The following is a 13,203-nucleotide window of genomic DNA, read 5'->3' as shown; positions in this document are numbered from 1 at the left end:
CAACGGGTGCAGCTGAGACAGGCAACCGAGCTCACCCCGGAGGACACCGGGCAGCGGCTGGTCGACATCGTCGTCGCCACCTCACGGCTCAACCGCCTGGCCGGAGTACTCGGCGGCATCGATCTTCCACACGCCGTCATGCGGGCCCTCGGGACCCTCGACGAGTACGGCCCCCTGCGGATCAGCGAGTTCGCTCGCGTCGACCGATGCTCGCAACCGGCAGCAACGGCGCTGATCGGACGGCTGACCGACGCCGGTCTCGCCACGCGGACCAAGGATCCCGACGACTCCAGAGCCGTGGTCGTCGAACTCACGCCCGCGGGACGAGACCGGCTGGCCGCCACCCGGAACCACCTCGGAAACGCACTCGCCGCGCGCCTTCCCGACCTCGATCCGGCCCTGCTCACCCGCCTGAGCCGGGACCTGAACGACCTCGCCGAGGCCTTCAAGGCCGCCGGAGCCTGAATCCAGCCCCTCGCAACTCGACCGAAAGCAGCTGCGACTCACCATCATTCGTAGATGAGGACTCTCCCGTGACCACCAGCCCGAGCACCCGGCCCGCCTTCCCCGCGGCTGTCGGCCCCGACAACGCCACCCTGTCGAAAACCAGCGCCGCCACCTCGAAACCCAAGCAGCCCAAATCGGTGTGGGCCGTCGCCTTCGCCTCGGTCATCGCCTTCATGGGCATCGGGCTGGTGGATCCGATCCTGAAACCGATCGGCGAGCAGCTGCACGCCTCACCGTCCCAGGTGACACTGCTGTTCACCAGCTACATGCTGGTCACGGGCGTGGCCATGCTCATCACCGGTGTCATCTCCAGCCGCTTCGGGGCCAAGCGGACCCTGCTGGCCGGCCTGGCCGTCATCGTCGTGTTCGCCGCTCTCGCAGGCAGTTCCAGCACGGTCGGGCAGATCGTGGGCTTCCGCGCCGGCTGGGGTCTGGGCAATGCACTGTTCATCGCCACTGCGCTGGCCACCATCGTGGGCGCGGCCACCGGCGGCGTCGCCCGCGCCATCATCCTCTACGAGGCGGCGCTGGGCATCGGCATCGCGTCGGGTCCGCTGGTGGGCGGGTTCCTCGGCCACTTCACCTGGCGCGCACCGTTCTTCGGCGTCTCGGTCCTGATGGGGGTCGCGTTCATCGCCCTGGTGGTGCTGCTGCCGGAGTCGCCGAAGCCCGCGAAGCCGACCTCGATCGTCGCGCCGTTCAAGGCCCTCACCTACCCGGGCCTGCTGCTGGTGAGCGTGACCGCGCTGCTCTACAACTACGGATTCTTCACCCTGCTCGCGTACACCCCGTTCCCGCTGAACATGGGCACCTATTCGATCGGATTCATCTTCTTCGGCTGGGGTCTGCTGCTCGCCCTGTCCTCGGTGGTCTTCGCCCCGAAACTGCAGCGCGCCTTCGGAACCGTGCCCATGATGGCGCTCGCGCTCGCCCTGTTCGCCGCGGATCTCGCGGTCATGGCCGTGTTCACCGACCACAAGCCGGTCCTCATCGTCGGCACCGTCCTGGCGGGCCTGTTCCTCGGCGCCAACAACACCCTGATCACCGAGGCCGTCATGGAGGCCGCCCCCGTCGAACGCTCCACCGCCTCGGCCGCCTACAGCTTCGTCCGCTTCGCCGGCGGTGCCGCCGCGCCCTACCTGGCAGGCAAACTCGGCGAACACCAGGCGTCCCTCCCCTTCTGGGTCGGCGCCGCCTGCACCGCCGCCGCGGTCGCCGTCCTGTGCTCCGGCCGAAAGCTCCTGTCCCACATGGACGATCACGCCCCCGCCGCGCACACCCCGGCGGAGGCCCAGGCCATCACCTTCGGCGAAGACTGATCCGTCCATGCCGCGGACCGCATCCCAAGGGGTGCGGTCCGTTCACATATCCGCACGTCGCCACCCCTGGCGATTACTTTCGACTGTCCGGGTCGTCTGAATATCGACATCGCTACGTCCCGGGGAGCTGCCATGCCGTCGACCGTGTCCGGTGATCTCGATCGCGAGGAATTCCTCCGCGCCGCCGAGTCGTATCGCGGCGAGCTGATCGCGCACTGCTATCGGATGGTCGGCTCGGTGCACGAGGCCGAGGACCTGGTACAGGAAACATATCTGCGAGCCTGGCGGGGTTGGGAGGCGTTCGAGGGGCGGGCGTCGACGCGGAACTGGCTGTATCGGATCGCCACCAACCTGTGCCTGACCGCGGTCACGAACAAGCAGCGCCGGGTACTGCCATCCGGATTGGGGCCCGCCGCGGCGGGATCCGGGGCCAAACTGGAACAGCTGTGGCTGGAACCGTTCCCCGAGCGCTGGCCGGATACGGACCCGGCCGAGATCGTCGCCGGTCGGTCGAGTCTGCGGCTGGCGCTCGTGGCAAGCCTGCAGCATCTGCCGCCACGGCAGCGGGCCGTGTTCATCCTGCGGGAGGTGCTGGCCTACCCGGCCGCGGAGGTCGCCGACCTGCTCGGCATGAGTCTCGCGGCGACCAAGAGCGCACTACAGCGGGCCCGCGCCAAACTCGACGAGGTATCCCCGCGAGCGGACGCAGTGATCGAACCGGATTCCCCGCACGCGCGGGCCCTGCTGGAGCGCTATATCACCGCGTTCGAGAACGCGGACGTGGCCGGGCTCACCGAGCTGCTGCGCGACGACGCCATTCTCGAATCCACCGCTACGGGCCGCTGGCTGGCGGGCAGGACACACTGCATCGAGCGGCTGCTGATCTGGGCGCGATCCGGGGAGTACCGGCTGTATCCGGTGATCGCGAACGGGCAGCCCGCCATGGTCGCCTACCGGGGCGAGCACGCGGACCCGGCGCTCACCGCATTCGGCGTGGTGGTGCTGGCCGTCGACGACCGGCACGTCACCCACGTGACCGCCTTCATCGACCCGGGCATAGTGCGCCACTTCGGGTTTCCCGAGGTCGACCCGGGGCACTGAGGGCGGCGATTCCTTTCGCGGGCCGACGTGGTCTCTATCCCGACCACCGCACGAAAGGAATCCTCGTCATGAAACTCAGCCTGTATCTACCGACCGGCACCACCCAGGAATTCGCCGGTTACAGCGACCCGACCGCCGCCTTCGAAGCCATGCGTGAACTCGCGGTCGCCGCCGACGACTGCGGGTTCCACACCCTGTGGGCCCCGGACCACTTCATACCCTTCGGACCACCCGGGGCCTATGTCTTCGAGGTCTGGACGACACTGTCCGCGCTGGCCCGTGAGACCCGGACCATCCGGCTCGGGCAAATGGTGACCGGCAACGGCTACCGCAATCCGGCGCTGCTCGCGAAAATGGCCTCGACCCTGGACGTCATCTCCGGCGGCCGCTCCACCTTCGGCATCGGCGCGGGCTGGTACGAGCAGGAGTATCAGGCCTTCGGCTACGACTACCCGGCCGCGCCCGAACGATTGCGGCGGTTGGAGGAGGCGCTGCGGATCATCGCCTCGATGTGGACCGAACCCTCCACCACCTTCGACGGCGACTATTACCGCGCCGACGGTGTCGTGAATCAGCCTGCGGGAGTACAACATCCGCACATTCCGCTGATGGTCGCGGGCGGCGGTGAGAAGGTGACCCTGCGGCTGGTCGCCCGTTATGCCGACCTGTGCAACGTACAGGAGCCGCCGGATGTGGTGGCCCGCAAATTCGAGATCCTGGCCCGGCACTGCGCCGATGTCGGACGCGAATTCTCTTCCATCACAAAGACTTCGACGTCCTACTGCATCATCGCCGACACCGACGAGCAGGCGCGAGCGGCCGTGCCGCCGTGGGCGCCGCTGGTGTTTCCCGGCAACCTCGCCGACTACGGCCTGATCGGCACCCTCGACACCATCGCCGAACGGCTCACCGCCTACGAGAAGGCCGGAGTGGACGAACTCGTCGTCGGCTTCGGCAATGCCCTCGACCCGAACACCCTGCGCACCTTCGCATCCGCGTTCATACAGAAGTGAGGTAGACCCATGTTCCTGCTCACCGGAGTCACCGGCGCGGCCGGTTCCATCGTCCTGCGCGAGTTCGTGAAACAGCAGGTCCCGGTTCGCGTGCTGGTGCGCGACCCCGCCAAGGCCGTGCGGCTCGCCGCGGCGGAACCGACCATAGAGGTCGTGGTCGGCGACATGCTGCACGCCGATACGCTCGAACCCGCCATGGAGGGCGTCGACCGGGCGCTGATGATCTCCTCCCCGCGCGACCGCATGCTGGAAACCCAGTGCCGATTCATCGACGCCGCCAAACAATTCGGGGTGCGGCACATCGTGAAATTCGGCGGCAAGGAATCCGGAACCACCTTCGATCTCACGGCTTTTCGCGGCACCCGCTGGCATTTGGAGATCGAGGCCTATCTGGAGGCTTCCGGCCTCGCATGGACGCATTTGCGTCCCAGCCAGTTCATGCAGATGTACCTGCCGAACGCGCTGACCGGAGTCGACAGCGCCCGCCGCGCGCTGGTCATGCCGATCGGCGCGAGCAGACTGGCCCCGGTCGACATCCAGGACATCGCCGAAGTCTGCGTCGCCATGATGCGGGCCCAGGGCATCGAAGGCCAGGCGTTCGACATGACCGGCCCGGAGGCCCTCACCTCCACCGAGATCGTCGAACAGCTTTCCGCCGCAACGGGAACCACGTTCACCTACGAGCTCGTGACCCGCCGGCGCAAACGCGAGCTGCACGCCGAGCAGGGCCTACCCGGCCCGGTCATCGACCTGCTCGACGAGCTCTACGCCGGCCGCGCCGGATCCCCCGAAGCCCACATCGACGTGTCCACCCACGAACGCTTCGGCGTCACCCCAACCACCTTCGCCGAATTCGCCCGCCGCAACGCCCCGGCATTCACCGCCTGACCTCGGGCCAACCCGATGCGGGCCGTGCCATTCCGGTTCGGTCCGCGTTGGGTTCGACCCCGTACGATCCCGCTCATGAACCAGCCGATGCCGCCGCAACAGCCATACCAGCAGCAGTACCCGCAGCAAGGCCAACAGCCGTATCCCCCGCAGGGCCAGGCCCCCTACCCGCAGCAGGGCCAGCCGCAGCCGCAGCAGCAGCCTGGCCCGCAGTTCCCGATCCTGGTCTCCACCATGAACGATGTCCCGGGCCAGGAAATCGTCAAGGTGATCGGCGAGGTCGCAGGCCTGACCGTCCGCAGCCGCGGCCTGGGCGCCAACTTCGCAGCCGGCTTCCGCGCCCTCGGCGGCGGCGAAATCCACGAATACACCCAGCTGCTCTATCAGTCCCGCCATGAGGCGATCATGCGCATGTGCCAACACGCTATCGCCTTCGGCGCCAACGCGGTGATCGCAATGCGGTTCGACTGCAATGAGATTGCCAATACCATGAGCGAAGTTGCGGCCTACGGCACTGCGGTCGTCATCAAGCCCAACCAATAGCCATGGCGTGCCGGCAGTTCACTCAGCCAACCGAGCTGCGCAGCGCCCGCCTTCAGCTTGCGGACCTGGATGTACTGCACATCACCAACCCTCGCTGCCACCAGAGCAGCATCGCCGCCACGGCATCGATCTTCCGTTGATTCGCCGCGGTCGGAAGGTGATACGCAGGCATCATGCTGTCGAAGACAGGTTGCTTGATCGAATGTCAGTTCGAAATCTATTGACATCTGTCGGGAATCGCCCGATTCGTTGCGAATTTCGGTGCGTCGCAACCTGTTTGCGTCAGTGGTGGAGGACCTCTACGTCGCGGACCGGCTGCTTGCGGCCGAATTTGGCGCGCAGGGGGTAGATCGCCATGACTGCCAGGAGGCTGATGGTGGAGGCGATGAGCTGGTTGCGCTGGTCGGGGTTGCGAGCCATGGCTACGAAGACGGCGAAGAGGGCGATGACGACGGCCCAGCTGATGTAGGGATAGCCCCACATGCGGTAGGTGAGGGCGGAGGGGTCCTCGCGGCGGAGGCGGGCGCGAAGTCGCAACTGGGAGAACATGATCGCCACGTAGACGAAGGCCAGGACGACACCGATGGAGTTCACCAGGAAGGTGAAGACCTGGTCGGGTGAGACGTAGGAGGCGATGACCGCACCCCAGGCGGCGACGGTGCCGAGCAGGACGGCCCGGGCGGGGACGCCGCGCTTGTTCAGCTTCACCAGGGCGGCGGGGGCGTCGCCGTCGCGGGTGAGGACGTAGAGCATGCGGGAGGAGACGTAGATGGCCGAGTTCAGCACCGACAGCACCGCGGTCAGGATGACGACCTGCATGATGGTGCCGGCGGCCGGAATCCCGATGTGCTCGAGCGCGCTCACGAACGGGCTCGTCAGCACCTTGGCGTCGTTCCACGGCAGGATGGTCACCACCAGGAAGATCGAGGCCACGTAGAACAGGCCGACCCGCCACAGCACATTGTTGGTGGCGCGGGCCACCGCCGGGCCCGGCTCCTTGGATTCCGCGGCCGCCACCGTCACGATCTCGGTGCCGCCGAACGCGAACATCACCACCACGATGGCGGAGAAGACGCCGCCGATCCCGTTGGGCGCGAAGCCGCCGTGCCGGGTCAGGTTGCCGAAGCCCGCGTCCGAGCCCGGCCACAGCCCGAACACCCAGGCCAGTCCGATGGCCAGGAAGGCCACGATCGCCACCACCTTGATGGAGGCGAACCAGAACTCGAACTCGCCGAACGACTTCACCGACACCAGGTTGACCACGGTCATGACGATCAGCAGTCCAGCGGACAGGACCCACTGGTCGAGGTCGATCCAGTTGCCGAGAATGGCCGCGCCGGCCACCGCCTCGGCCCCGACCAGGATCACGTAGAGGTACCAGTACAGCCAGCCGACGGTGAATCCGGCGAACGGTCCCATCGCCATCCGCGCGTACTCGCCCATGGACCCGGCGACCGGGCGGGCCACCACCATTTCGCCGAGCGCCCGCAGGACGCACAGCACGACGAGTCCGGCGCCCGCGTAGGACAGGATGGCGGCGGGCCCGGCGGTCTGGATGACCGAGCCGCTGCCCACGAACAGGCCCGCGCCGATCGCGCCGCCGATGGCGATCATCGTCATGTGCCGGCGCCGGAGTCCGGTACGCAGTCCCTGCTGCTCGCCGCCCGGTTCCGTCAGCTGGGTACTGCCGGGCTCCGGCTTCCCGGCACTACCGGTTTCCGGCTCGGGGGGACTGCCGGGCTCCAGCTTCTGGACACTGCCGGTTTCCGACATCTGACCGCCACCTTCTTGTGTTGCTCGAGTGTTGCCCGAACACCATATCGACCCTGGTCAGGCAGGAAAAATCGCCGGTCGGGCCACGGTTTCCCGGGCTGCCGCCGGTACGCGAATCCTGCTCCCCGACAGCGGTTTACCCACGGGCGTACCGTCAGGAGGTATGACCGAGACACAGCGTGGCCGGGTACGCGTCGAACCGAGCGCCAAGCGGGTACGCGCCTACCTGGGCGGTCACCTGGCCGCCGATACCGTCAATCCGACGCTGGTATGGGAAGGACCCCACTACCCCACCTACTATCTGCCGGCCGCCGACCTGCGGGTGAAGCTGGAGCCCAACGGCAAGACCCGCCACTCCCCCAGCCGCGGGGACGGCACCGAATTCGATGTGGTCGCCGACGGCGTCACCGCGGCGGGCGCGGCCGTCCGGCACCTGGACTCCCCGATTCCGGAACTGCGCGACCTGGTGAAACTGGACTTCCAGGCCATGGACGAGTGGTTCGAGGAGGACGAGCCCATCTACGTCCACCCCCGCGACCCGTACACCCGGGTGGACATCCTCGCCAGCTCCCGCCACATCCGGGTCGAACTGGACGGCGAGACGCTGGCCGATTCGCACTCCCCGCGCATCCTGTTCGAGACCGGGCTGCCCGCCCGCTACTACCTGCCGCTCACCGATATCCGCATGGACCTGCTGCGGCCGTCGGCGACCAGGACGTCGTGCCCGTACAAGGGCCACGCCGAGTACTGGAACATCCAGCTGGGCGAGACCAGCCACCCGGACCTGGTGTGGATCTACCGCACCCCGCTGCCGGAGAGCCAGAAGATCGCCGGGCTGGCCTCGTTCTACAACGAGAAGGTCGACATCTGGGTGGACGGCGAGATGATGCCGCGCCCCAAGACGCCGTTCAGCTGAAACCCTCAGTCCCCCAGGATCTCCGACACCAGCCGGGGCAGCGCCGCCCCGATCGGGTCGCGCACGATCTCGGCGGCGTAGTCGTCGTAGGGGGTCGGCTCGTCGTTCACGATGACCAGGTCGGCCCCCGCGTCCACGGCCACCGCGCACATGGACGCGGCGGGCTCGACCTGGAGTGAACTGCCCACGGCCAGAAAGATTTCGGCGTTCTCGGCGATCTGCACCGCCGCGCGAATGGCGGCGGTGTCGAGCTGCTGGCCGAACATGACGGTGGCCGCCTTCAGGATGCCGCCGCAGTCCGGGCACGCTGGATCCGGCTCGCCCGCGGCCACCCGTTCCAGGGTGGCGGCCATGGAATCGGTGAAATCGCAGTCGATGCAGACGACTTCGAACATATTGCCGTGGATCTCCACCACGCTGTCCGACCCGGCCCGCTGGTGCAGCCGGTCGATGTTCTGGGTGATGATGCCGACCTCCCGCCCCGAGGCAGCCAGCCGCACCAGGGCCCGATGTGCCGCATTGGGTGTCGCCCGCCAGGCCGGATTGTCCCGCCGCGCCAGCCACGCCCGGGTGCGCAGCTCCGGATCCGCCACATAGTTCTGATACGTCGACAGCAGCTCCGCGATCGGATCCTCGGTCCAAACCCCGCGCGGCCCACGGAAATCCGGTATTCCGGAGTCGGTCGAAATCCCCGCGCCGGTCAAGACGCCGATCGGTCCCCTGCGTGCACGCCAGTCCGTCACACTGCTCAGCCTATGCCGACCCCACCCAGCCCGCCGCCTGTCCGCCGGCTGCCGCGCGACGAGCCGGGTCCGCGTTCAGACCGCCAGAACGGCATGTTCATCGTCGATGCGGCGGTACTGGCCGGGGGCCGAGCCGTACTGGCGTTTGAAGGCCTTGGCGAAGGCGAATTCGCTCTGGTAGCCGACCTTCCTCGCCACGCCGGCCAGCGGGGTGTCGGTCTCGCGCAGCAGCCGCGCGGCGGTGAGCATGCGCCAGCGGGTCAGATAGGACAGCGGCGGCTCGCCGACCGTGGCCAGGAAGCGGCGAGCGAGGGTGGCGCGACTGACCCCGGCGACGGCGCTCAGCTCCGGGACCGTCCAACTCCGTTCCGGCGCAGCGTGAATCGCGCGCAGCGCATCGGATACGGCCGGGTCGCCGAAGGCGCCGGCCCAGCCGGTCGGCGCTGTGGACTGTTCGTCGAACCAGGCGCGCAGCATGAACAGCAACAGGGTGTCGAGCAACGCGGGGATGGCGGCGTCGGTGCCGGGTCGCGGTTCGGCGATCTCGGCGGCGAGCAGATCGACGGCGGACCGCAGGGCCGGGTGGCGGCCGGGGCGGGCCGGAAGGTGGATGAATTCCGGCAGGTCGTCGAGCAGCGGGTGGCTGCGGTGCCGCCCGAGCTCGTACGCACCGCACACCAGCGCCGTCCGCGCGCCCGGACCCGCGATCTCGCGCGGCTCGCCCGGCGCGGCGACCTCGGTGATCGGCGTCCCCAGCGCGTCGGCCAGATCATGGTGCTCGCCGCGCGGCATGAACAGCACATCGCCGGCTCCCAGCGCGACCGGCTCCCGGCCGGGCGGCAGCACCCAGCACGAACCCTGAAGCACCACATGGAATCCCGCGCCGGGCACCGTCGGATAGCGACGGCCCCACGGCGCGTGCCGGATGAAGAGTCCCGAGGCCGGGTTGCCGGTCCGGATGGCGGCGACGGTCTCGCTGAGGATGTCCACCTCGACACCATACTGCTCACGTGGTGAGCGTTTCGAGCATTGGACTGAGTAATTCAGCCATTCATATGCTCACCGCACGCGAATAGCTTCATTCACATGACGACACACGAAACCTCGCAGACCCCCACCATCGCCGTGTACGGCGCGAATGGCCACACAGGCGGCTACATCCTGTCCGAGCTGGATCGCCGCGGCCTGGCCCCGATCCTGGTGGGCCGCAATGCGGATCGGCTGCGCGCCGCTGCCGACGCGGCCGGGCTGCCGCAGGCCGAGATCCGGATCGCGGCGGTGGACGATCACGCCGCCCTGGTCGCGGCGTTCACCGGTGCGGATGTGGTGATCAGCAGCCTGCCCGCCTACGTGGACCTCGGCGAGCCCATCCTGGCCGCCGCCGTCGACGCGGGCACGCACTATGTCGACATCTCGGGCGAGCAGCTGTTTCTCCGCCGGGTCCTCGACGAGTACGGCCCGCGCGCCGAGCGTGCCGGGGTGACGGTCCTCTCCTCGGTGACCGACAGCAATCTCCCCGCCGATCTGCTCGCGGAGCTGCTCGCCGCGCGTGTCGCCGGACCGGTCGGATTCGTGATCAGCCACCACAGCCGCAGCGGCGGGGACGGCTCCCGCGGCAGCGCGAAAACCCTACTGGCCGGCCTGGATTGGTTCCGCGCGGGCGGCTGGCACTATGCCGACGGCGAGTTCCGCACCGGCCCGGCGGATCCGGCGCCCATGCTGTACCCCGGCGACACCGAGCCGACCGCGGTGGCCAAGTTCGCCTTCCCCGCGGTGCTCACCATCCCGCGTCACACCGATGCCGCGTCGGTCACCGGCGCCGTCGACAGCGTGTTCCGGGCCAACATCACCGGCCTGACCGCCGAGCTGGTGGCCGGTCTGCCGGAAAAGCCCAGTGCCGCTTCGGATCTGCGCTACGACATGATCGTGGACGCCACCGCCGCGGACGGCCGGGCGTGGCGCGGCGTGGTCAGCGGGGTCGATTCCTACCGGGATTCGGGTCTGATGGCGGTCGAAGCGGCCGTGCGGCTCGCCGGCGGCGCCGTGCAGCCGGGTGTGCTCACGCCCTCGGAGGCCTTCGACGCCGCGGACTTCCTGGATTCGCTCGCGCCCCGCGGCATCACCTGGACGATCACCGGGGCATGAGACGGCCGTCGATGACGCCCGGCCGAACGCGCTCGCAGTACCGGGAATTCGGTCGAGCCCCGCAATACAGTGGGGACCATGAGCGACGACCGTCCGAAGCTGGCCGCTGAACTGGATATGGTGCCGCATCCCGAGGGCGGCTGGTATCGGGAAACCTGGCGCAGCGGAGTGGAATTCGAGCCGGCAGGCTACCCGGGTCCGCGCGCGACCGGCACGGCCATCTATTTCCTGCTGCTGCCCGGTGAGAAGTCCGCGCCGCACACGGTGACGTCGGACGAGATCTGGTGCTGGCATCGGGGTGGTCCGCTGCTGCTGAACATCGGGGGTGAGGAGATCGTCCTCGGACCCGATGTCGAGCAGGGGCAACGCCCCCAGGCGGTGGTTCCCGGCGGAATCAGCCAGGCCGCCCGTCCGGCAGGTGACGACTACGTGCTGGTGAGTTGTGTCGTCTCCCCCGGATTCGATTTCGCCGACTTCCGGCTCGACTGAGCCGCGAACCCACTCTTCGGTTCTCGTGCCCGCCGCGCGGTGCGCGGCGGGCACGAAGCAAGGAAATCGGTGGTCCGACGACTCAGTCGTCGATCCCGAGCAGACCCTCCGCGACCGCGTGATCGATGGTCTTCTCCAGGTTCGGGCAGGAGTCCGGTTTACCGGTGGTCGGCCCGGACTCGGCCAGCTTGCGGAAGACCGGGCAGTGTGCGGCCGGATCGACCGTCCACTGCACCGTCTTCTGATTGTGGCTGTGCTTGCGCACGAGCACCTCGGTGCCGCAGGTCTGACACGCGATCGGTGTCAGCCCCGACTCCATGTAGTGCTCTTTGTCGAGGACCGTCTGGGCGCGCACCTGTGCTCGCTGTTCCGGCCGGTCCGCGAAATCGGGTGCCTTCGCCCAGCTGGTCATCAGACGTTCGCCTCCTGCGCGGCGGCCTCGTCGGCCTCTCGCTTCTTCCGCAGGTTCTCCTCGACCTCGAGACCCCAGGCCTCGTTGGCCTTGGAGGTGTCGATCTCGAATTCGAAGCGCTGCACCGACTTCGGGTCGATGTCGGCGACATCGACGTAGAACTGGTCGTACCAGCGGCGCAGCTGGTAGACCGGCCCGTCCTCCTCGGTCAGCAGCGGGTTGTCGATCTTGGACTTGTGCTTCCAGATCTCGACGTCCTGCAGGAAGCCCTCGCTGACGCCCTCGGTCATCTTGGCCGCGAACATCTGCGCCTGCTCCTCGGGCAGCCCCTTCGGCTTCTCCAGCGAGACGCCCCACTGCAGCATGAAGGAGTTCTGTGTGACCGGGTAGTGGCAGTTGATGAGGACCGTCTTGACCTCGAAGCCGCTGTAGATATTGAGCAGCGGGTTGATCATGTACGACGGCCCGAAGTACGACGCCTCGGACTTGAGTAGCACGTCGATGCCGGCCTTGGCCGCGTTGCCGATGTCCGGCCGGGCCTTGGTCTCCAGGTACTGGGTGGCGACGTGACCCTCGAGCACGTTCTTGAAGAACGTGGGGAAGGCGTAGTGGATATAGAAGAAGTGCGCCATATCCACGATGTTGTCGATGATCTCGCGGCAGTTGGAGCCCTCGATCAGCAGCGAGTGCCAGGTCCAGTCGGTCCAGCCCTCGTCGAGTGTCTCCGACGCGCTGCCGTCGGCATTGGTGTAGGGACCCTCGATGTACGGGATGGTCACCTCGTCCGGCGGCGGGTTGCCCTCGTGGTCGTGCCAGACGAACAGCTGGCCGTTGCGCTCGAGCGTGATCCACGCGCGGGTGCGGGCCAGCGGGGGCACGCGCCGCGCGTAGGGGATGCCGGTGCACTTGCCGTCGCCGCCCCAGCGCCAGTCGTGGAACGGGCACGCGATGGAGTCGCCCTTGACCTCACCCATGGAGAGGTCGCCGCCCAGGTGACGACAGTAGGAGTCCAGTACCTTCAGTTCGTTCTGGCTGTTCATGAAAACGACCAGCTTGGTACCGAATACGTTGACCGCATGCGGCTTGCCGTCACGGAAGTCCTTGGCAAGGCCGAGGCAGTGCCAACCCCGGGCGTAGCGGGTGGGCATCGAGCCCACGTCGATCTCGCGGACCTTCCCGCGGGGCCCTTGGGCGCTTGTCGCCATCGTTGATCCTCCTATGGATGTACTAGAACACGTTACAAAATCGGCTGGCGGTTGGCCAGCGATAGGTCCCACTACCTGGATAGGGGCACTCTGAGCTGCGCTTGTACTGCGTTCTCGACAGGAATAGGAACGTGTTCTACTCTCAGGGG

General features: G+C 67.8%; 14 protein-coding genes. 9 read left to right on the top strand and 5 right to left on the bottom strand.

Going from position 1 to position 13,203, the window contains the following annotated elements; translation table 11 throughout:
• The first annotated feature begins 6 nt into the window (after positions 1-6).
• From ACWEQQ_RS15995 to ACWEQQ_RS15970, 6 genes are all read left to right on the top strand, one after another.
• Positions 7-465, top strand: coding sequence for a MarR family winged helix-turn-helix transcriptional regulator (locus ACWEQQ_RS15995; protein WP_452338276.1), 459 nt, complete (start codon positions 7-9; stop codon positions 463-465).
• Positions 466-596: 131 nt separating this feature from the next.
• A complete protein-coding gene (locus tag ACWEQQ_RS15990) occupies positions 597-1,826 on the top strand; it encodes an MFS transporter (protein ID WP_452348841.1) in 1,230 nt (409 codons plus the stop codon).
• 132 nt (positions 1,827-1,958) lie between these two features.
• Entirely contained in the window at positions 1,959-2,927 is a 969-nt protein-coding gene (locus ACWEQQ_RS15985) for an RNA polymerase subunit sigma-70 (RefSeq protein ID WP_452348734.1), read from the top strand.
• A 68-nt stretch (positions 2,928-2,995) separates the two neighbouring features.
• Positions 2,996-3,940: an LLM class F420-dependent oxidoreductase gene (locus ACWEQQ_RS15980; protein ID WP_452348733.1), complete on the top strand. Its 945-nt coding sequence runs from the start codon at positions 2,996-2,998 to the stop codon at positions 3,938-3,940.
• 9 nt (positions 3,941-3,949) lie between these two features.
• On the top strand, positions 3,950-4,828 hold the full coding sequence (locus ACWEQQ_RS15975; RefSeq protein WP_452348732.1) for an NmrA family NAD(P)-binding protein: 879 nt from the start codon (positions 3,950-3,952) through the stop codon (positions 4,826-4,828).
• Between the two features lie 75 nt (positions 4,829-4,903).
• Positions 4,904-5,371, top strand: coding sequence for a YbjQ family protein (locus tag ACWEQQ_RS15970; protein ID WP_452338280.1), 468 nt, complete (start codon positions 4,904-4,906; stop codon positions 5,369-5,371).
• A gap of 282 nt (positions 5,372-5,653) precedes the next feature.
• Here the strand turns inward: ACWEQQ_RS15970 and ACWEQQ_RS15965 are convergent, their stop codons facing one another.
• On the bottom strand, positions 5,654-7,144 hold the full coding sequence (locus tag ACWEQQ_RS15965; protein ID WP_452348731.1) for an amino acid permease: 1,491 nt from the start codon (positions 7,142-7,144) through the stop codon (positions 5,654-5,656).
• A 163-nt stretch (positions 7,145-7,307) separates the two neighbouring features.
• On the opposite strand from ACWEQQ_RS15965, the gene ACWEQQ_RS15960 reads away from it, so the two are divergent.
• On the top strand, positions 7,308-8,060 hold the full coding sequence (locus ACWEQQ_RS15960; protein WP_452348730.1) for a DUF427 domain-containing protein: 753 nt from the start codon (positions 7,308-7,310) through the stop codon (positions 8,058-8,060).
• Between the two features lie 5 nt (positions 8,061-8,065).
• Here the strand turns inward: ACWEQQ_RS15960 and ACWEQQ_RS15955 are convergent, their stop codons facing one another.
• Complete coding sequence (locus ACWEQQ_RS15955) at positions 8,066-8,803, bottom strand: SIR2 family NAD-dependent protein deacylase (RefSeq protein WP_452338283.1); 738 nt, start codon at positions 8,801-8,803, stop codon at positions 8,066-8,068.
• A 75-nt stretch (positions 8,804-8,878) separates the two neighbouring features.
• A complete protein-coding gene (locus ACWEQQ_RS15950; RefSeq protein ID WP_452348729.1) occupies positions 8,879-9,793 on the bottom strand; it encodes an AraC family transcriptional regulator in 915 nt (304 codons plus the stop codon).
• Between the two features lie 96 nt (positions 9,794-9,889).
• On the opposite strand from ACWEQQ_RS15950, the gene ACWEQQ_RS15945 reads away from it, so the two are divergent.
• Positions 9,890-10,948: a saccharopine dehydrogenase NADP-binding domain-containing protein gene (locus ACWEQQ_RS15945; RefSeq protein ID WP_452348728.1), complete on the top strand. Its 1,059-nt coding sequence runs from the start codon at positions 9,890-9,892 to the stop codon at positions 10,946-10,948.
• Between the two features lie 78 nt (positions 10,949-11,026).
• Positions 11,027-11,437: a cupin domain-containing protein gene (locus ACWEQQ_RS15940; RefSeq protein ID WP_452338286.1), complete on the top strand. Its 411-nt coding sequence runs from the start codon at positions 11,027-11,029 to the stop codon at positions 11,435-11,437.
• A gap of 82 nt (positions 11,438-11,519) precedes the next feature.
• Here the strand turns inward: ACWEQQ_RS15940 and ACWEQQ_RS15935 are convergent, their stop codons facing one another.
• A complete protein-coding gene (locus ACWEQQ_RS15935; RefSeq protein ID WP_040854414.1) occupies positions 11,520-11,849 on the bottom strand; it encodes a hypothetical protein in 330 nt (109 codons plus the stop codon).
• Positions 11,849-13,054 (bottom strand): Rieske 2Fe-2S domain-containing protein, encoded by a 1,206-nt coding sequence (locus tag ACWEQQ_RS15930; RefSeq protein WP_452348727.1) that lies wholly within the window; start codon positions 13,052-13,054, stop codon positions 11,849-11,851. Before ACWEQQ_RS15930 ends, ACWEQQ_RS15935 begins: the two co-directional genes overlap by 1 nt.
• Positions 13,055-13,203: the final 149 nt, after the last annotated feature.

The organism is Nocardia sp. NPDC004123, assembly GCF_053603795.1.
This window is presented reverse-complemented; position numbering and strand designations above follow the sequence as displayed.

What these genes read in the sequence shown, in the direction of transcription:
- ACWEQQ_RS15975 (WP_452348732.1), top strand. Translation starts at nt 3,950, where the DNA reads ATGTTCCTGCTCACCGGAGTCACCGGCGCGGCCGGTTCCATCGTCCTG.
- ACWEQQ_RS15960 (WP_452348730.1), top strand. Translation starts at nt 7,308, where the DNA reads ATGACCGAGACACAGCGTGGCCGGGTACGCGTCGAACCGAGCGCCAAG.
- ACWEQQ_RS15940 (WP_452338286.1), top strand. Translation starts at nt 11,027, where the DNA reads ATGAGCGACGACCGTCCGAAGCTGGCCGCTGAACTGGATATGGTGCCG.
- ACWEQQ_RS15985 (WP_452348734.1), top strand. Translation starts at nt 1,959, where the DNA reads ATGCCGTCGACCGTGTCCGGTGATCTCGATCGCGAGGAATTCCTCCGC.
- ACWEQQ_RS15965 (WP_452348731.1), bottom strand. Translation starts at nt 7,144, where the DNA reads ATGTCGGAAACCGGCAGTGTCCAGAAGCTGGAGCCCGGCAGTCCCCCC.
- ACWEQQ_RS15970 (WP_452338280.1), top strand. Translation starts at nt 4,904, where the DNA reads ATGAACCAGCCGATGCCGCCGCAACAGCCATACCAGCAGCAGTACCCG.
- ACWEQQ_RS15935 (WP_040854414.1), bottom strand. Translation starts at nt 11,849, where the DNA reads ATGACCAGCTGGGCGAAGGCACCCGATTTCGCGGACCGGCCGGAACAG.
- ACWEQQ_RS15980 (WP_452348733.1), top strand. Translation starts at nt 2,996, where the DNA reads ATGAAACTCAGCCTGTATCTACCGACCGGCACCACCCAGGAATTCGCC.
- ACWEQQ_RS15945 (WP_452348728.1), top strand. Translation starts at nt 9,890, where the DNA reads ATGACGACACACGAAACCTCGCAGACCCCCACCATCGCCGTGTACGGC.
- ACWEQQ_RS15930 (WP_452348727.1), bottom strand. Translation starts at nt 13,054, where the DNA reads ATGGCGACAAGCGCCCAAGGGCCCCGCGGGAAGGTCCGCGAGATCGAC.